The organism is Pontibacter sp. JAM-7, assembly GCF_048548695.2.
Classification (GTDB): Bacteria; Pseudomonadota; Gammaproteobacteria; order Pseudomonadales; family Balneatricaceae; genus Neptuniibacter.
Genome location: NZ_JBLYIF020000002.1, coordinates 403544 through 422117 on the forward strand (window position 1 = coordinate 403544; position 18574 = coordinate 422117).

The 18574-nt window shown below is 50.8% G+C and carries 14 protein-coding genes; 5 read left to right on the forward strand and 9 right to left on the reverse strand.

All coding sequences use genetic code 11. The features are described 5' to 3' along the window. Together sdhD and sdhC are read right to left on the reverse strand one after the other, a co-directional pair. Positions 1 to 348 (reverse strand): succinate dehydrogenase, hydrophobic membrane anchor protein, encoded by a 348-nt coding sequence (gene sdhD, locus ACFVYJ_RS04320; RefSeq protein WP_419413534.1) that lies wholly within the window; start codon positions 346 to 348, stop codon positions 1 to 3. Then, positions 342 to 719, reverse strand: coding sequence for a succinate dehydrogenase, cytochrome b556 subunit (gene sdhC, locus ACFVYJ_RS04325; RefSeq protein ID WP_419413533.1), 378 nt, complete (start codon positions 717 to 719; stop codon positions 342 to 344). The genes sdhD and sdhC overlap by 7 nt, the downstream gene beginning before the upstream one ends. A 446-nt stretch (positions 720 to 1165) precedes the next feature. Between sdhC and gltA the strand changes: the two genes are divergently transcribed. After that, on the forward strand, positions 1166 to 2443 hold the full coding sequence (gene gltA, locus ACFVYJ_RS04330) for a citrate synthase (protein ID WP_419413532.1): 1278 nt from the start codon (positions 1166 to 1168) through the stop codon (positions 2441 to 2443). A gap of 152 nt (positions 2444 to 2595) precedes the next feature. On the opposite strand, the gene ACFVYJ_RS04335 is transcribed toward gltA, so the two are convergent. Then, positions 2596 to 3804: an ammonium transporter gene (locus ACFVYJ_RS04335; protein WP_419413531.1), complete on the reverse strand. Its 1209-nt coding sequence runs from the start codon at positions 3802 to 3804 to the stop codon at positions 2596 to 2598. Between the two features lie 229 nt (positions 3805 to 4033). Then, on the reverse strand, positions 4034 to 6184 hold the full coding sequence (rlmKL, locus tag ACFVYJ_RS04340) for a bifunctional 23S rRNA (guanine(2069)-N(7))-methyltransferase RlmK/23S rRNA (guanine(2445)-N(2))-methyltransferase RlmL (RefSeq protein WP_419413530.1): 2151 nt from the start codon (positions 6182 to 6184) through the stop codon (positions 4034 to 4036). Positions 6185 to 6499: 315 nt separating this feature from the next. On the opposite strand from rlmKL, the gene rmf reads away from it, so the two are divergent. Beyond that, positions 6500 to 6706 carry a ribosome modulation factor gene (rmf, locus tag ACFVYJ_RS04345; protein WP_419413529.1) on the forward strand — a complete coding sequence of 69 codons (207 nt, stop codon included), beginning with the start codon at positions 6500 to 6502 and terminating at the stop codon, positions 6704 to 6706. A 53-nt stretch (positions 6707 to 6759) separates the two neighbouring features. Here rmf and ACFVYJ_RS04350 read toward each other — a convergent pair whose 3' ends face one another. The 3 genes from ACFVYJ_RS04350 to ACFVYJ_RS04360 form a co-directional block, all read right to left on the reverse strand. Further along, positions 6760 to 7788: a quinone-dependent dihydroorotate dehydrogenase gene (locus ACFVYJ_RS04350; RefSeq protein WP_419413528.1), complete on the reverse strand. Its 1029-nt coding sequence runs from the start codon at positions 7786 to 7788 to the stop codon at positions 6760 to 6762. Positions 7789 to 7878: 90 nt separating this feature from the next. After that, on the reverse strand, positions 7879 to 8097 hold the full coding sequence (locus ACFVYJ_RS04355) for a DUF2835 domain-containing protein (protein WP_419413527.1): 219 nt from the start codon (positions 8095 to 8097) through the stop codon (positions 7879 to 7881). Positions 8098 to 8123: 26 nt separating this feature from the next. After that, positions 8124 to 12944, reverse strand: a complete 4821-nt coding sequence (locus tag ACFVYJ_RS04360; protein ID WP_419413526.1) for an NAD-glutamate dehydrogenase — start codon at positions 12942 to 12944, stop codon at positions 8124 to 8126. Between the two features lie 166 nt (positions 12945 to 13110). Between ACFVYJ_RS04360 and ACFVYJ_RS04365 the strand changes: the two genes are divergently transcribed. Next, on the forward strand, positions 13111 to 14811 hold the full coding sequence (locus tag ACFVYJ_RS04365) for a BatD family protein (RefSeq protein ID WP_419413525.1): 1701 nt from the start codon (positions 13111 to 13113) through the stop codon (positions 14809 to 14811). On the opposite strand, the gene ACFVYJ_RS04370 is transcribed toward ACFVYJ_RS04365, so the two are convergent. Next, the gene (locus ACFVYJ_RS04370; RefSeq protein ID WP_419413524.1) at positions 14808 to 15698 is read right to left on the reverse strand and encodes a TIGR01777 family oxidoreductase; all 891 of its coding nucleotides are present in this window, start codon (positions 15696 to 15698) and stop codon (positions 14808 to 14810) included. The genes ACFVYJ_RS04365 and ACFVYJ_RS04370 overlap by 4 nt on opposite strands. Positions 15699 to 15856: 158 nt before the next feature. Between ACFVYJ_RS04370 and ACFVYJ_RS04375 the strand changes: the two genes are divergently transcribed. Beyond that, entirely contained in the window at positions 15857 to 16477 is a 621-nt protein-coding gene (locus ACFVYJ_RS04375; RefSeq protein ID WP_419413523.1) for a riboflavin synthase subunit alpha, read from the forward strand. Between the two features lie 103 nt (positions 16478 to 16580). Next, a complete protein-coding gene (locus ACFVYJ_RS04380; protein ID WP_419413522.1) occupies positions 16581 to 17687 on the forward strand; it encodes a GGDEF domain-containing protein in 1107 nt (368 codons plus the stop codon). A gap of 2 nt (positions 17688 to 17689) precedes the next feature. On the opposite strand, the gene ACFVYJ_RS04385 is transcribed toward ACFVYJ_RS04380, so the two are convergent. Beyond that, complete coding sequence (locus ACFVYJ_RS04385; protein WP_419413521.1) at positions 17690 to 18244, reverse strand: hemerythrin domain-containing protein; 555 nt, start codon at positions 18242 to 18244, stop codon at positions 17690 to 17692. Positions 18245 to 18574 lie beyond the last annotated feature (330 nt).

The window sequence follows — 18574 nt, forward strand, 5'->3', positions numbered from 1 at the left end:
TTATACACCCCACAGAATCAAAATGCCCCAGATGACGTAGATAAACGTCAGCAGGCCACAGGCAGACTGGAAAATTAACCGGGGACCGGTTGCTTTAATGTAATCAGTCGATACTGACCACATACCAATCCAAACATGCGCAGCAAACGACAGAATTGCCAGCAGGGTAAAGATACGCATAGCTGTGCCTTCAAACAGGCCAGTCCACGCATCGTAGGTCAGCTCAGCGCCAAAACCCAGATAACCGATCATGAAAACGGTGTATGCAGCCAGGACAACCGCAGTTACGCGCTGGATCATCCAGTCATACAGACCGCTACGGCCAAAGCTTGTAATGCTGGTTACCATATCCATACTCCCGAAATCACGACTGCTACTGCAGCCAGTCCCAAGGTTACTTTGGCTGCTAAGAGGCCGCTTTCCAGCTCCTCACAGTGGCCGAAGTCCATCACCAGATGTTTGATACCCGCGAAGAAGTGATACAGCAGTGCCGATACCATTCCCCACGCAATCAGCTTCGCGAAGAAGCCATTTTCAAACATATCAATGGCAGCACTGAAACCCGCTTCGGATTCCAGCGACAGACCCAGCGCATACAAGGCAAAAACAGCTCCAAAAAACAGGGCAACGCCGGTTGCGCGGTGCAGAATGGAAGTGATTGCCGGTAACGGCTGCTTGATAGTTCGAAGATCTAAATTTACAGGTCTTTTTTTAGTCACGGCTCTTGTTCACACTTTGCGGCCCCTTTGCAGGGCTCGGTTGCTCGGAAGTGTTTGAGACGATAAGTACCTCGCTCTCAAAGCCCGGAACCCGGCATGAATTCAGATAAATCCATGAAGGGATTGAACTTCGGCGTGAGAGTATAAGCATTTAGCTTACACAATACAACGCGATCACCGGACACCTACGTCTATCGTCTAGTGCGTTAGATGCGGAACCTCGGTGCTAAAATCATCCGATCCTATGAATTAGGACTAAATGACTATACAACCCAATCTATAACTTGTTACATATTGTTGCAATGCAGTATATTGAACTGGCATAGGTCTGATTGACAAACAATTTTCAAACCCTATATTGGGTGGGTCCAATTACCGGGCCAAGACTCTTAGATATGACTCAACAACAGTCATAAAAGCATAAAACAAATGATAGGAGCCTATTAATGGCTGAGAAGAAAGCACGATTGACGGTCGACGGCCTCGAAGGGGTAATCGAACTGCCGGTTTACTCCGGCACAGCCGGACCCGATGTGATCGATGTGCGTCCGCTTACCGGAAAAGGCCTTTTTACTTACGATCCGGGTTTCGTTTCCACTGCAGCTTGTGACTCCAGCATCACCTATATTGATGGCGCACAAGGTATTCTGCTACACCGTGGTTACCCGATTGACCAGCTGGCGGAAAAGTCTGACTACATGGAAGTGTGCTACCTGCTATTGAATGGCGAACTGCCATCAGCAGAGCAGAAGAAGACGTTCGTTAACACCATCAGCAACCACACCATGGTGCATGAACAGTTGAGCCACTTCTTTAATGGCTTCCGTCGTGATGCTCACCCAATGGCAATCCTGTGCGGCGTTGTCGGTGCGCTGTCCGCCTTCTACCATGACTCTCTGGATATTGATAACGAACACCACCGTAATGTTTGCGCTTACCGCCTGGTAGCCAAAATGCCAACCCTGGCAGCGATGTGTTTCAAGTACTCCAGCGGCCAGCCGTTCATGTACCCGCGTAACGATCTGAGCTACGCCGGCAACTTCCTGTACATGATGTTCGGCACGCCTTGCGAAGAGTACCACGTGAATCCAATTCTGGAACGGGCCATGGACCGCATCTTCGTACTGCATGCGGATCACGAGCAAAACGCTTCGACTTCGACCGTACGCCTGGCTGGCTCCTCTGGTGCCAACCCATTCGCCTGTATCGCTTCCGGCATTGCCGCACTGTGGGGACCTGCTCACGGCGGCGCCAACGAAGCTGTACTGACCATGCTGAACGAGATCGGCGACGAGTCCAACATCGAAGAGTATGTTGCTAAGGCAAAAGACCCTAACGACTCGTTCCGTCTGATGGGCTTCGGTCACCGCGTATACCGCAACTTTGACCCACGTGCCAAGGTCATGAAACAGACCTGCGACGAAGTGCTGCATGAACTGGGTATCGATGATGATCCGCTACTGAAGATCGCCAAACGTCTGGAACAGATCGCACTGGAAGACGAATATTTCGTCGAACGTAAACTGTACCCGAACGTAGACTTCTATTCCGGCATTATCCTGAAGGCTATCGGTATCCCAACCAACATGTTTACCGTTATCTTTGCCCTGTCCCGTACCATCGGCTGGATCTCTCATTGGAACGAGTTCCACAGCAGCCCGAACAAGATCGGCCGGCCACGCCAGCTGTATCTGGGCTCGACTCAGCGCGATTATCCGGGTTAAGCCACAAGCAGACAAACCTGAAAAGCCGCTCACTGAGCGGCTTTTTTTGTGCCCACATCCAGCCCAAAACCATCCGCACTGGTTATTAATCGCAAATAGCAGACATAAAAAAACCGGGCCAGGCCCGGTTTTCTGGATACATATGTCGATGCTTAGTCAGCACTCACCGATTCAATTTTGTGAATACTCAAGTCTGCCCCGTCGTACTCCTCTTCATCGCTCAAGCGCAAACCTACAGCCGCTTTGACAATACCGTAGACGATCACACCACCGATCAGAGCCACTGCCACACCTGCCAGAGAACCAACCAACTGAGACAGGAAGCTCACGCCACCCAGGCCCCCCAACGCTTCGGTGCCAAAAATGCCGGCGGCGATACCACCCCAGACACCACACACACCGTGCAGCGGCCAAACACCCAGCACATCATCAATTTTCAGCTTATTCTGCTGATAAGTGAACAGCACCACGAAAATCGCACCAGCAATGGCACCAACAACCAGAGAACCCATCGGGTGCATGACATCGGAACCAGCACACACCGCTACCAATCCAGCCAGCGGACCGTTGTGAATAAAACCCGGGTCATTCTTACCGAAGATCAATGCCGTAATAATACCGCCAACCATCGCCATCAACGTATTCACCGCGACCAGACCAGAGATACCATCCAGCGTCTGGGCAGACATAACATTAAAGCCAAACCAGCCAATACAGAGAATCCAGGCACCCAGCGCCAGGAACGGAATGTTGGAGGGAGGAAACGCAACCAGACGACCCCCTTTGTAACGGCCATTACGAATACCCAGCATAAGAACCGCCACCAGCGCGAGCCAGCCACCCATGCCATGCACCACAACAGAACCCGCGAAGTCATGAAATGCTGCACCAAAAGTTGCTTCCAACCAACCCTGAAAACCGAAATTACCATTCCAGATAAGACCTTCAAAGAAAGGATAAACCAGCGCAACGGTCAATGTTGAAGCAAGCAGGAATGGCCAAAAACGACCACGCTCAGCAATACCACCAGAAACAATCGCCGGAATGGCTGCTGCAAAGGTCATCAGGAAGAAGAATTTAACCAGCTCATAGCCATTACCACCAATGAGCTCTGACGCCGGAGAGAAGAAGGTAACACCGTAAGCGACCCAGTAGCCGACAAAGAAATACGCCATCGCAGAGAAACCAAAATCGGTCAGAATTTTTACCAGCGCATTTACTTGGTTTTTCTGACGAACGGTACCCACCTCAAGAAAAGCAAAGCCTGCATGCATGGCAAATACCATGATCGCGCCCATAAGAATGAACAGCGTACTTGAGCTTTGCATCAATATTTCAACAGCACTGTTGACCTCTTCCACATTCGTCTCCTTTGACTGAATTGGCACCCAAAACGCACCCTGGAACCGCCATTGGCACCAAGTTAGTGCATATACTGAGTTAAGCGTATTGTTTTATTTCTCTATCTACGCAACAGTTTTGTTAAAAACTCTATATTTATCAAATATCTGTATTTATAAATATAAAAAACCGTTTTGGTAGAAAGAATTTTCGCACCAAAATAAAGCAAAATTCATGCCTTTTTAAAGGCTACGCGTCATTTTTTCGTTTTATACAAAAGCAGACATGTATTTTGTGCTGTCCCTTGAAGTCGGGGTCCAAAGTCTGTCCGGTAATATTGCTGATGTCATAAGCTGACAGTGCGGCTTCATCAAGCGTGAACTGTCGATAATTATTGGAAAAGTACAGCACACCACCCGGTTTTAACAAACGCATTGACTGCTCAACTAACTCCACATGGTCACGCTGCACATCAAATACACCCTGCATGCGCTTACTGTTCGAGAAGGTTGGCGGATCGAGAAAGATCAAATCATAGGCAGGCTGGCGCTGTTGATGCAGCCATTTAACACAGTCAGACTGCACCAGTTGATGCGCCTCCCCGGTAAAGCCATTTAATTCGAGGTTACGCTTGGCCCAATTCAGGTAAGTCGCCGACATATCGACACTGGTCGTCGAACGTGCACCACCCACAGCAGCATGTACACTTGCTGTTGCGGTATAACAGAACAAATTCAGCACATCTTTACCGGCAGCTTCTGCCTGCAAGCGGCGGCGCATAGCCCGATGATCCAGAAACAAGCCAGTATCCAGATAATCATGCAAATTCACCAATAAACGACAACCATGCTCCATCACTTCAAAAAAACGGTGTGATTCGCCCTGCTTTTCGTACTGACTGCTACCCTGCTGGCGCTTACGCTGCTTCAATATCACTTGCTCAGGTGCGACTTGCAGTGTCACCGGAACAGCCTGCATCACTTCCTGCAGACGGGCAAACGCCTTCACTGCATCAATTTTTTTCGGCGGAGCATACTCCTGCACCTGCACCTTATCGCCATACAGGTCTACCGCCACGTTATATTCGGGAATATCCGCATCATATACGCGATAGCACTCAACACCTTCTTTCTTTATCCAACGGGACAATTGCTTACGGTTTTTCTGCAGCCGGTTGGCGAACATCTGCGCACCCTGGCTTAGGGTAACAGCATCCGTTTCCACTGCCTGCACCATTGCAAGCTCTGCGATGGTATAGGTGACCAGTCGACTCTCTAATGCCCCGTTATACAACTTGTAGCTTTTATCTGCCCGCAAGCCGGTCACTTTGCACAGTTCAGGGTTACTGCTCAATATTGCCGCCTGCCAACCTGGCAACTGCTGCTTTAAGAAGTCGCCCAAATAGCGGTAGAGAAACATTAATTGCTGAGTTTCACCCAGACGCTCACCGTAGGGTGGGTTAGTGACCAACAAGCCAGCAGTTTCTGGCAACAGCTCCTGTTTCAGATCTTCTATACGACTGGTCGTAAACTGAATCGCTGATTCTACGCCTGCCCGTGCCGCATTCTGGCGAGCGGCGCGTAATACTTTGCCATCCTGATCAAAGCCAAAGAAACAGTTTTCGAGTTCAGCCAGCCCGGCCGTTTTACGCGTTTCTGCTGCCGCCACCAACGAAGCCCACAGGCTGGCTTTATGCCCTTTCCAGCCCTGAAAACCATAACGCTTGCGGGATAACCCTGGTGCAATATCTGCTGCCATCATGGCGGCTTCAATTAACAACGTACCGGAACCACACATTGGGTCGAGTAAAGGCTTGTGCGCTTGCATCAGCTCAGGCCAGCCCGCCCGAATCAGCACAGCGGCAGCAAGATTTTCTTTCAGCGGCGCTTCACCAGACTGTAATCGATAGGCTCGTCGATGCAGGCTCTCACCCGACAGGTCCAGACTGATACGCGCACGGCCACGATGCAGGTAGACATTGATCCGCAGATCCGGATTGACCTTGGCGATTTCAGGCCGCGAACCCGTTTGCATGCGAATCTGGTCAACAATGGCATCCTTGACCTTCAAGGCACCAAAGTGGGTATTGGTAATACCTTCTGAGCGGCCATTAAAATCGATCAATAAACTGCCACTGCTATTAATATGATCCAGCCAGCTGACATCCTGCACCCCGCTGTATAATTCATCCGCCGTCTGCGCAGCGCATTCATGCAGTGGCATCAACACCCGGTTTCCCAAACGCGACCAGAGACATACGCGATAGGCTTCTTCCAAGCTTCCGCTACCCTGCACTCCTGCCACCGTCTGACGCAGATCCGTCAGCCCCAGCTGCGCTAACTCTTCCTGCAGCAATAGCTCAAGACCCTTGGGGCAAGTGACAAACAAAGTGCTGGACATAATTTTTTCCTGTTCAGGGTGCATTCAGCTAGACCACTAGGCTGGTAATACAAATGAAAAATCTTCACTCATTGAATTGTCATTTTTCCACCGGCCTAAGCCAATGAAAGCAATCCATTTTTACTTTCAAGCAAGTTACGATTTATTACAAACACATGTCAGATAGTCATTTTCAATCGCTTTCTGCAGGTGTTTTTTGGTATCAATAGAGATCTGCCCTGCGGCTATTAAACCGGTCTGGGCGGAATATATGTGGGTCTTCCGTCTCAATGACCTGCTGCTCTCCAAAACTACACAACAGAGAGGCACGACTTTATGAAGAGACAAAAACGCAGCCGTACTACCACCCTTTTTAACCGTGGCTTCCAGGCCGGCCTGAGCGGAAAATCGCGGGATCTCTGTCCCGTAAACACCGCCGATCTCAGAAGCCACTGGATGAGTGGTTGGCGCCAGGGGCGCGAAGCGCACTGGAGCGGTATGGACGGCGTTTCAGCCATACAGGCTGACCCCGGTTTACACTAACTTTTAAGAATGTAACGGAAAAGGCTCCCCCGGGAGCCTTTTCTTTTTGCTTATCACGCCTGACTTAACTGCTGAATAGCACGGACAGACTCGGTGACAAGTTTCGGGCCACGGTAGATAAAGCCGCTATAGATCTGGACCAGACTTGCCCCCGCTTCAATTTTTTCTGCCGCATCAAAACCTTCAGTGATACCGCCCACACCAATAATTGGCAGATCTCCCTCCAGAGCTTCCGCCAGGGCACGAATCACCCGAGTCGAACGGTTGCGCAGCGGAGCGCCGGACAGCCCACCGTCCTCATTACCAAACTCAGCGCCTTCAACACCATCGCGAGATAAGGTGGTGTTGGTGGCGATAACGCCATCCATGGCGTACGCACGCAGTGCAGCGGCAACCAACAGCAGCTCCTCATCATTCATATCTGGCGCAATTTTGACCGCAATTGGCACATAGCGGCCGTGAATCATCGACAGCTTAGCCTGCTCAGTTTTCAGTGCATCCAACAGGCTATTCAGTGAGTCGCCATACTGCAGGGTACGTAACCCCGGCGTATTGGGGGACGAGATGTTCACCGTTATATAGGAAGCACGCGGATAGACTTTGCGCAGGCAATAAAGGTAATCATCATTAGCTTTATCGTTCGGGGTATCTTTGTTCTTGCCAATATTAATACCCAGAATGCCCCTATATTGCTGTTTATCCAGGTTACGCAGCAAGGTATCGACACCCTGATTATTAAACCCCATTCGGTTGATGATGGCCTGTTGTTCTGGCAACCGGAAGATACGTGGTTTCGGATTACCCGCCTGGGGACGCGGTGTCACGGTACCGACCTCAATAAAACCAAAACCCATTGCCGCCATGCCGTCTACAGCAATACCGTTTTTATCCAGTCCAGCAGCCAGACCTACCCGATTAGGAAATGCCAAACCCATCACTTCAACCGAATCCGTCAGTTGTTGCGCGCCCAACAGACGATTAACCCCCATCATGGCAGCCACATTCATCGAGCTAAGTGCCATATCGTGGGAAAGTTCAGGGTCCATCCGGAACATCAGTGAGCGGGCAAGGGAATAAAGCATTCAGGCCATCCAATCAACAAATTTGCCTGCGATTATAGGCGACACCCCTATAGAATCATAGGGTGAACAAACAAGGCCGCAGATGATACTTCAGCGTTTTTCAATGCGCTGATAACGCCCTTCGCCGTTAAAGTAGATACGGAAGTGACCATGTATGCCATCGTGCAATAGAAACGGTCGCAAAATCCCTGCAGGGAACCGGACCTTGCGACCGTCAGCAGCATACGCCAGCACCTGATCAGCTACTCCCTGATACAGTTGCAGGTAACTCTCGGCACTAATATGCAGTTCAACGTCTATCTGAGGCATGGTGAGCTCCGTGAAGCTCACCATTATCAGCTGCTCTGGCTGGTTTTCGCAAGTTCAAACAGCTCTCGCAAAGCAACGCTGTACATAGCGTAATCCTGCTGATCTGCATTTTTTAATTCCGCCAGAATTTTCAGCCACCGCGCTACCAGCCATTCATTTTCGGCATACCATTTATCCACCACCTGCTCACTGCTACTGCCTCTGACCCGATAATGGATCGCATTAGCGACCAGAGAGCTGTGTTGCCAGTCTAAATCATCGCGAAAGGCTTCCCGTGCCATTGCCTGCCAATAGCTGCTCACCGACAGCCGGTGCAGTTGCTGGCCCAGCCAATGGAGGTCAAGCCGTTCTCCCAGATCAAAATGAATCTGCGCCACACTTTCGATCGGCACATCGGTGGAACGTGCCACATCAATGATACCCAGGGCAGAAAACAAAATACGCGCGGCACCCACCGTACGGGCAAGTTTGCCGGGCACGCCCGCTTTCTCATAGCGCTGACGGGTTTGTTCCCAATGTTTTTTCGGGGCACCACATAGCACCTTATCAAGCGACCGGATCAACTTGGTCAGTTTGCTACGACAACCCTCGACCTCAATGCCACAGTCCACATCCTCTCGACGGTTCCGGACAAACCAGCGGGTAGTACGGCGCATCAGGTGTTGCAACTCTAGCATCATATTCGCCTGCAACTCGGCATCGACCTGGTAATCTAATGCCTCTATCTGCTGCCAGAGCTGATCGATATTGAAGGCATCTCTGGCCAGCACAAAGGCGCGCGCAATCGTAGTATCGTCTGCACCGGTTGAAACCCTAAGGCGATCAGCAAAGTTAATACCCATCATATTAATCATATGATTAGCCAATTGGGTGGCGACAATCTCCCGGTACAGGCGATGCTGGCGTAATGCTTCGGGGTAGCTTTCGATTAGTTGCTTGGGAAATGCGGTGAACAGTTCCAATCCCAAATAGGCATCATCTGCCACCCCCGATTGAGCCAGGGTTTCCTTAAGTTCAGCCTTGCTGTAGGAGATCAGCACGGACAATTCTGGTCGGCTCAAACCCCGGCCTGAGTTTTTACGTTCATTAATGGCATCATCATCGGGCAGGAACTCCAGCGCCCGGTTCAGCTTGCCCGTGGATTCCATACTGGTGATATAACGGTGGTATTCCGCCATATTCTCCAGCGAGCGTGCTTCCGAAAGACTGATTGACTGTACCTGGCGGTAGTTATTTTCCAGCACCAGCGCCGACACCTCCTCAGTCATATTTTCCAGCAACTGATTACGTTGTTTTTCTGTCATATCGCCACTAAGGACAATCTGGCTGAGCAAGATCTTTATGTTGACCTCATGGTCGGAGCAATCCACACCACCCGCATTATCTATAAAGTCAGTATTGAGTCGTCCACCTTTGAGCGCATACTCGATACGCGCACGCTGACTAAGACCCAGATTGCCGCCCTCACCTACCACCTTGCAGCGCAGTTCGGCACCATTAACCCGCAATGCATCATTGGCCTTGTCACCAATTTGTATATCGGTTTCATCTGTGGCTTTAACATAGGTGCCTATACCGCCATTCCAGAGCAGATCGACCGGCATTATTAGTAATGCACGGATAAGGTCAGTCGGCGTAATTCGGTCACAGCTGAGGCCTGTCAGGGTTTTGATCTGCGGTGAGAGTTGAATCGATTTACTGCTGCGGGAAAAAATACCACCACCTTGACTGATCAGCGATGTGTCATAGTCCTGCCAGCTGGATCTGGGCAGGTCGAACATGCGCTTCCGCTCTTTCCAGCTCCGAGCGGCATCGGGTGTTGGGTCGATAAAAATATGTTGATGGTTAAAAGCCGCCACCAGACAGGTATGTTTGGACAGCAACAAGCCGTTGCCGAATACATCGCCGGACATATCACCTATGCCCAATACCGTAAAATCATCCTGATCCGTATTAAGTCCAATCTCTCGGAAATGGCGCTGCACCGAAACCCAGGCACCCTTAGCCGTGATACCCATTTTTTTATGGTCATAGCCCTGACTACCGCCTGAGGCAAACGCATCACCAAGCCAGAAACCATATTGTTGCGCAATTTCGTTGGCAATATCCGAGAATGTCGCTGTCCCTTTGTCAGCCGCCACCACCAGATAGGCATCATCATCGTCATGCCTGACAACGTCCAACGGCGGTATCACAGCCGCATCACTACGGTTGTCAGTGATATCCAGCAAACCGCATATAAAGGTTTGATAGCAGCGAATACCCTCCGCCAACCATTCATCACGATTCATATCATCACGCAACAGTTTGGCAACAAAGCCACCTTTGGCTCCGACGGGTACAATGACTGCGTTTTTAACCTGCTGAGCTTTCACCAAACCCAGCACTTCGGTACGAAAATCCTCATACCGATCAGACCAGCGCAATCCGCCACGGGCCACTTTGCCGCCACGCAGGTGCACCCCTTCAACCCAAGGGGCATATATGAAAATTTCATAACGCGGTTTCGGCAAAGGCATCCCGGGGATTTTCTCCGGCGCTATTTTGAACGAGAAATAACGGTGCAAACCATCACTGCCATGCTGGTAAAAGTTGGTCCGTAAGGTCGCCTTAATCAAGGCCAGGTACTGACGCACCACCCGGTCATCATTCAGGCTGACGACCTCCTCCAGCCGTTCCATAATCTGCTGTTCAATAGCCGCGGTATCAGCCTGGTTATTGGGATCAAAACGCGCATGAAATAGCTGTACCAGTAACTTGGCCAAGTCCACATAACTGTTCAGCGTATTGCTTATGGCTTCGGTACTGATGGGAAAACGAATCTGTTTCATGTAGGCGGCGTAAGCACGCAACATAGCCACACAGCGCCACGGAATTTGTGCATTCATCACCAGACGGTTGAAGTCATCACTGCTGGCGTGACCCTGCCAGATATGCAGGAATGCTTCTTCGAATACATCTTTCAGATCGGCAAACGCCAGTTGCCCGGAACCGGTAAAACTGAGGGTAAAATCATGAATCCAGATTTGAAGCTCGGCAGTTTCCAATAAGTAGGGGTGCTCTTCTAATACCCGCAGTCCCAAATTTTCCAATACCGGAATCAAGTCAGACAGTGGCAGCGAGTTTTCCAGGCTAAATAACTTGAGGTTGAGATGTTCATCACTGCGCTCCAGCGCCCGGTAAAAACTGAGCTGTAAAGGATGATCAACTGATAATTCCCGCAGATGTTGAATATCCACCACGGCGGTGCGAGGCGTGAAATCGTTGCGATAACTGGCCGGCAGACCCTGCCCCAGTCGATGCCAGGCAGCGGTGCCTGTCTCTTCACCCAACGTCTCCACCAGCGCATCGCGCAGATCATCCAACCAGGAGCGAGCGGCGCGACGAACGAGCTTTTCCAGCTGATTGGCATCATATTCCTGGGCCAAATGCTCACCACGCAGAATAAGCTGGGTTCGCGCCAGCACCGACTCAGAGAAATAGGTGGTGAAATCAACCTGTGTCGCGTTCAGGTGTTCACACAGTATCGCCTCTACCCGGTGTCTGAAATCAGTGCTGTAGATCTCCCGTGGGGAATACACCAGGCAAGAGAAAAACTGCCCAAAGGCATCCTTGCGCATAAATAGCCGAATCTGCCGCCGTTCATGAATCTGCAATACTCCACTCACCGTTTCGTATAACTGCTCAACGCCGACCTGAAACAAGTCATCTCGGGGGTGTATCTCCAGAATCTGCAGTAACTCTTTCCAATCATGGCCATAGCGATGCAAGCCGGAGCGGTCCATCACCTCATCCACCTTACGCCGCACCACCGGAATCTGGCGCGAACTCTGGATATAAACGTTAGAGGTGTATAAACCAAGAAAGCGACATTCGCCCACCACCTTACCGTCAGCATCAATTTTTTTGATGCTGATATAGTCCGGATACGTTGGCCGATGGACATGTGACTTACTGTTAGCCTTGGTAAACGACAGAATTTCTGGAATCAGCACAAACCCTGCTGCATCCCGCTGACTGACATTAGTCAGGCTGGAGCGACAATCATCATCACAGGATTTCAGCAAGCCGAGCTGACTGCCGGCAACCGGCACCAGTGTCTGCTCACCATCCACTTTTTCCAGGCTGAATTCGTCATAACCAAGAAAGGTGAAGTGCTGCTTTAACCAGCGGATAAAATCATGCACTTCACGCAGGTCACTATGATCAAAATGAGGCAGTTTTTGGGTAAAAGTCTCGGCCAGCATGTCACACTTTTGCGACATGGCCTCAAAATCTTCCACCACGATACGCACATCCTCAAGCACAGCCATCAGACTTAGCTTAAGGTCCTGTAACTGAGACTCGTCGGTATGTCGATCAATTTCGATGGATACCAGAACTTCCCGCGATAAATTGCGGGCCCGACTACCGGGTCCGAACAGTTTGCTCAACTCACCGTCATCATCCCGCTGAAGGGTCAATACAGCATTGTGAATCGCATGAATGGTCAGGTTGCGTCGGTTCAGTTCCATCCGCAATGAATCGACCACAAAGGGCATCTCACTGAGGACAACTTCGATAATGGTATGAGTGGATTGCCATCCATGCTGTTCGTAGTCCGGATTAAAAACCCGTATTTTCACCTGCTCAGATGTACGCCGTTGCAAAAACTCCCAGCAAAGCAGTGTTGAGCCATAGAGATCATCCAGATTCCACTCCAGCAGATCCCCCAGTGCAGCCGTGGCGTAATAAATATTGGCAAACTCACAAAGCTGTGTACTTCGCTCTTCAGGCAGCCGACGTTGTATCTCATTAGTCAAGCTTTCCAGCAACCCCTGCTTATCGCTCCGTTGCGAATCTCGCATGCTCCACCCCGATCATTTTTATTCTGATTTATCAGTCGTATAGACAGTTTAGACACAACTCGAGCGAAATCACTGTCATCTAGGTTTACACCACCCTGATGGCTTGCCCATAATGGTCACACTTGCTTGTTTTCGGGCTGATACAGTGATTCTAAATTTCTTTCGAATGCCACGTTTTAGGCTCGCGCTCTGCCTGGCAGGCATCATCACAGCCAACAGCGCCAGCGCCAAACTGGAGCTGCAACTGGCCACCGAGCAGCCTGAAGTCGGTAAACCTCTGGAGTTGCACCTTGAGACCGATCAGATGCAGGCATCACCACCTGAACTCAGTCACCTGCCCGCCAGTTTGCACTGGCTTGATACCCAACGTATTACCGTGTCTCGGTACACGACCGGCGAAAAAAAAACCTGGCTGCGCTGGGTCATACGACTGCGCCCGGAACAAGGTGGCGAGCTGACAGTACCCTCCCTCAGCGTTGCCGGCGAAAACACTGAGCCGCTAAACCTTTATGTCAGCCAGGCAGAAACGTACCATAGCAAACCGTCAGCGGATCAGCGGACACGGCTTTCTGTTACGGCAGGCAAAGAGCTGTTTTACGCGGGCGAACAAGTATTGATCACCATTGAGCTACTGGCACCCCAAGCGATGCTGGCGGTTGCTGATATCCTGGCGCCAGATCTGACGGGGATTAACTTAAGACCATTAACAGCGCCGCAACTGAGCCAGATTGATACCGGTAATGAAACCTATCAACGACTGCACCAGCTGTATGCATTAACGACCTTAAATAGCGGTGATATTCAACTGCCCGGTTTTATTATTCAGGGCGAAGACAGCACCGGAGAAGCAGTACAGCTAAAGACGCAGCCAATACAATTGACGGTACTGCCACCCGCTTTTTCCAGTCAGCGCGGCCTATGGCTGCCCGCGCAAGCACTGACATTGACCGAAACCTGGGACCATGCCAGTGAGTTAACACCAAATTCCTATATTCTGCGTACCCTGACGCTACAGGCAACAGGGTTACCAGCAGCATCCCTGCCCCGCCTGACGCCCCTGGCTCAGGTGGCAAACGCAGATACTGCGTTAATAGACTTAAAACTCAATGACAAGGTTAGTGCGGAAGGGGTGATTGGACAACGAACCGAACTTATCCGCATCACGCCCAAATCGGCGGGCAGCCTGCAGATAACAGCCATCGACCTGCCCTGGTGGGATGTCAACGCGGATCAGGCAAGAAATGCTGCTTTGCCCGCCACCACCATGGCAATCAGCCATCCTGTGACTGAGGCTCAGGCGTCAGATACCACGATGAGTGCCACACCGACTGCAGATAAGACTCAGCCGAATATGAGTCACCTGTTAATCTGGCTATTGGCAGTGATCAGTATTGCTTCGTCCCTGGCCCTGATCTATACCCTGCACCGCGCTAAAACTAAAAAAATCACGGACACCCTCGAACCCGGACCCGATACACCAGAGCCACCGTCCAGCGAACCAATATCGCCACCCGGGGCCGTCACCAATACCGCTTACGCAGCCTCTGACCAACCGATCACACCCCGCCGACCAATCTCCACGATACAATCGGCAGAAGCGCGGGCGTTTGATGGGCTGCTAAATGCCTGTGACCAGAATGATGCGCAGGCGGCCCGTTATAGTCTGCTTAACTGGTCACAACTATTCTGGCAAACATCCCCACCCCAGTCGCTGGAAGAGATCGGCTTACGATCCAAGAATCAAGCACTCAATCTGATGATTATGGAGCTGGAGCAGATCCTGTACAGCGGTCGCAGTCAGCGCTGGCAAGGCCAACGACTGAAAGATGGCCTCAGTAGGCTCCGGCAACAAGGCACGGCAGATTAATTCAGTGCCTGCTGTAAAGCGCCCCTAAGCTCAGGCTGGTTAAACTTGAAACCCGCATCCAGTAGACGTTGCGGATAAACACACTGCCCCTCTAACAGCAACTCGGCACCATCACCCAACATTAAGTTGATGACAAAGGATGGCACCCGCATCAATGTCGGACGCTTCAGTACCTGCCCCAGGGTGGCAGCGAAAACGGCATTAGGCACTGCTTCAGGCGCTGTAAGATTATAAGCACCACGGGCGTCAGGCTGTTCCAGCAGAAAATTCATTGCCCGCAGGTGGTCGTCAATGGCGATCCAGGACATCCACTGCTTGCCGCTGCCAATCGGTCCGCCCAAGCCCAGCTTGAATGCTGGTAGCATCTTAGCCAGTGCGCCACCTTTACCCAAAACTACCCCGGTACGTATCAGGCATACCCGGACACCATATTCAGACGCCTGTTGCGCAGCATCTTCCCAGTCGGCACAAAGTTGATGAGTAAACCCGGGTTGCACCTCTGCCTGTTCATTGAGGGGCTGATCTGTTATCTGACTGCCATAAAAACCAATAGCTGAACCACTAATCAGCACCGCAGGTGGTTCTGTCAGCTGGCCAATCCAGCGTACCAACTGGTTTGTCAGCGCAATTCGACTTTCTCGGAGTAACTGTTTACGGGCATTACTCCAACGCCGATCGGCAATAGGCGCGCCCGCCAGGTTGACTACAGCATCCACGGGAGCAACAACCTCAGCCAGCGCCTCAACGCCAGTAACCTGACCTTTAAACAGCTTTGCAACCTGGGAGGCCTGACGGGTCAGGCAGGTAACCTGATCGCCTTTGGCCAACCGTTGGCGCACCAGTTGCTGGCCAATAAATCCCGTACCGCCGGTTACCAGAATATGCATCGTTACCACTCCTCTTGACTGAACATGAACACCCACCACAAAATCTGATAGTCTGGCTGCGCCTATCAGCCAATGGACCTTAAAGCAGTTATCAAAACACTCACTGCTTGTTCGTATAACGCTTGTGTTCAGATTAGTCATTTTTCACGGAGTCTCCCATGTTTACCGGGATTGTTCAGGGTTTAGCCAAAGTTTTACGGGTAACCCACCAGGAAAACTTCATGCAGTTAGAACTCGATCTGCCTGAGGCATATAGCCAAAACCTGCAACAGGGTGCCAGCATCGCAGTTAACGGCACTTGCCTGACCGTAACCGGTTTTAACGACAGCAGCGTTAGCTTTGATCTGATTGAGCAGACATTGCAAACCACTAACCTGGGGCAGCTTCGTTGTGGCGATCAAGTTAACTTTGAGCGCGCGGCGCGCATCGGCGACGAAATCGGCGGCCATCTGCTCTCCGGTCATATTCACGCCCAAGCAGAAGTTGTGGCCATTGAAAAGACGACTAACAACTGTACGGTTTGGTTTGATGTGCCACCCGCCTGGCAGGCTTATATCTTTGATAAGGGTTTTATCGCCTTGGACGGATGCAGCCTGACCGTTAAAGCATGCCAAAAAAACCGTTTCTGCGTTGGACTGATTCCAGAAACACTGGCGGTGACCCGGTTTGGTTTTATTCATCAAGGGGATCTGATTAACCTTGAGATAGACAGTCATACCCAAGCCGTAGTCGACAGTGTTGAGCGTTACTTGGCGAATCGTTCAGAAAACAACCACTAAGTATTTAATATAGATAAACTTTTAAATAAAAAATCCAGTGAAAAATCTGCTTCGACTGGTTATATTCTGTTGCTAATCAGCGACGGAATTCCAAGGTAACCAAATGGCACATCCTGACCTGCAAAAGGAAAATCAGGAACTGCATCAGGCGCTTGCTAACCTCAATGAGAAGGCGCAGCTGAACCGTACCGTATTGGAAAAGTTGTTTGATATTGAGTTAAATCTGCTCGCCTGCAGATCATTACCAGAGCTTTTGCAACGTTTGCTGGTGCAATTTAAAGCCAGCTTTTCCCTAGAACAGATCCATTTAATTCTGCTAGATCCTGAGTACACAGTACGGCAACTACTGACTGCCAATCAGGACAATAGCCCCAATAACCTGCAGTTTGTGATTAACCAACACCTGCTGCGCGAGATTCATCCAGAAGACCAATTGTCACTCTTCCACACCGTTCAAGACCGATTCGGCAGCTATTTTCCATCCAGCACTCACCCCCCCAGTAAGGTAGCACTGCTGCCTCTGATCCGGCATGACTGTCTTATTGGCAGCTTGCACCTGGGTTGCCATGACAGTGACTTATTTGACCTTGACCAGCTCATGCTTAGCCAATATCTGCGCCACCTGGCTTCGGTCATTTCGATCTGTTTTGAAAACTGTATCAGCCAGCAGAACCTGCAACGACAAAGCAGTATGGATGTATTAACCAAGGTCTATAACCGGCGTGCTTTTGAACAGGAAATTACCAAGGAACTGTCCCGCTGTAGCCGAACCGGCGAACCTCTGGGTTGTTTGTTCCTCGACCTGGACCATTTCAAGCGAGTCAACGATACCCACGGCCATCAGGCCGGCGATACAGTGTTAAGAGAAGTGGGTAAGTTATTGAAACAGAAAGTGCGCAACACCGATATTATCGGCCGTTACGGTGGCGAAGAGTTTGCCATATTACTCCCCGGCTGCGATGAGTCAGGCGCGCAGAAGTTAGCCCTTGGGCTATGTCAGGCCATTGCCAGCATGCAATTCTGTATCAATGAACGCCATAGCTTTCGCATCACTGCATCCATCGGTGTCGCAGCAGATGCACCACGGCAAGGGTCTACCCAAAACCTGTCCCTGCAGGCAGATACACTGATACAAGCGGCTGACCGGGCACTGTATCAGGCCAAACATAACGGCAGAAACCGCTTATTCCTTGCCAGTGCGTTGGACTGACGCTAACTAGCCTGTTGCAGATCTTCCTGCAACGCCTGATATAGCGACATATATTCCGCCGCCTGCTGAGCACCAAACAGCGGGTCTTGGCGACTCGGCAGATCGCTGGCCAGCAGTGTCCAATCGGCCTCTTCAGCAACAGCACGTAACATTGGAAACAGGGTGCCTTCCTCATAATCCAGGTGGGCTTTCTGTTCCGCCAGGTATTGCTCAAGTTGCTCAGTGAGTACCGTCAATGGCAAAACCGCATCATTCAGCACCTCTTCAAGGGTTTGACGCAGCGTGCGGGTATGTTGAGTCAGACCGTGATGTTCATCTACACAGCACCCCAATACTTTATCCAACGCCTGGTCCCGACCGGCAAAGAAAGCATATAACTCATCTTCACGGGGGTGATGGTAGCCATCTGCATAATCGGCAATATAACGGATAACATCCGCCAACAGGTTCAGGTCGGCACCGTCACCACGTTTCAGTGCTGCCAATTCATGGCTCAACAGTTCCAGTAGCCGGTTGAGGTTGATATGGTCTTGATGAAGTTCATGCAAGGTATTCATCGCCGTGCCTCCTCTAGTGTCATTACAAACACTATACGGGGAAGCCTGATGCGACTTATTGATAAGGATCAAATGAGGAGGAATTGATCAGCCAATCGCTGCCCTCAGTGCAGCAATAGGCTAACTCTTGCAGGTTACTAACCCGTAGGTCAGTGTCCGCTGACCAATGCTGCCCATCATCTATCCTAGCTATCACTATACCGGGCAGTGGCCCCACCCCCAGAATCATCTTTAGCTGTATTGGGTAAATTGCCCGAATACACAGGTCAATTGCCCGAATACACAGGTCAATTTTGCTATATCCCTGAAGATACCCTGCCGCTAGATTAA

Coding starts and splice junctions, on each gene's coding strand:
- sdhD (WP_419413534.1), bottom strand. CDS start 348: ATGGTAACCAGCATTACAAGCTTTGGCCGTAGCGGTCTGTATGACTGG.
- gltA (WP_419413532.1), top strand. CDS start 1,166: ATGGCTGAGAAGAAAGCACGATTGACGGTCGACGGCCTCGAAGGGGTA.
- rlmKL (WP_419413530.1), bottom strand. CDS start 6,184: ATGTCCAGCACTTTGTTTGTCACTTGCCCCAAGGGTCTTGAGCTATTG.
- rmf (WP_419413529.1), top strand. CDS start 6,500: ATGAAGAGACAAAAACGCAGCCGTACTACCACCCTTTTTAACCGTGGC.
- ACFVYJ_RS04350 (WP_419413528.1), bottom strand. CDS start 7,788: ATGCTTTATTCCCTTGCCCGCTCACTGATGTTCCGGATGGACCCTGAA.
- ACFVYJ_RS04355 (WP_419413527.1), bottom strand. CDS start 8,097: ATGCCTCAGATAGACGTTGAACTGCATATTAGTGCCGAGAGTTACCTG.
- ACFVYJ_RS04360 (WP_419413526.1), bottom strand. CDS start 12,944: ATGCGAGATTCGCAACGGAGCGATAAGCAGGGGTTGCTGGAAAGCTTG.
- ACFVYJ_RS04365 (WP_419413525.1), top strand. CDS start 13,111: ATGCCACGTTTTAGGCTCGCGCTCTGCCTGGCAGGCATCATCACAGCC.
- ACFVYJ_RS04370 (WP_419413524.1), bottom strand. CDS start 15,698: ATGCATATTCTGGTAACCGGCGGTACGGGATTTATTGGCCAGCAACTG.
- ACFVYJ_RS04375 (WP_419413523.1), top strand. CDS start 15,857: ATGTTTACCGGGATTGTTCAGGGTTTAGCCAAAGTTTTACGGGTAACC.
- ACFVYJ_RS04380 (WP_419413522.1), top strand. CDS start 16,581: ATGGCACATCCTGACCTGCAAAAGGAAAATCAGGAACTGCATCAGGCG.
- ACFVYJ_RS04385 (WP_419413521.1), bottom strand. CDS start 18,244: ATGAATACCTTGCATGAACTTCATCAAGACCATATCAACCTCAACCGG.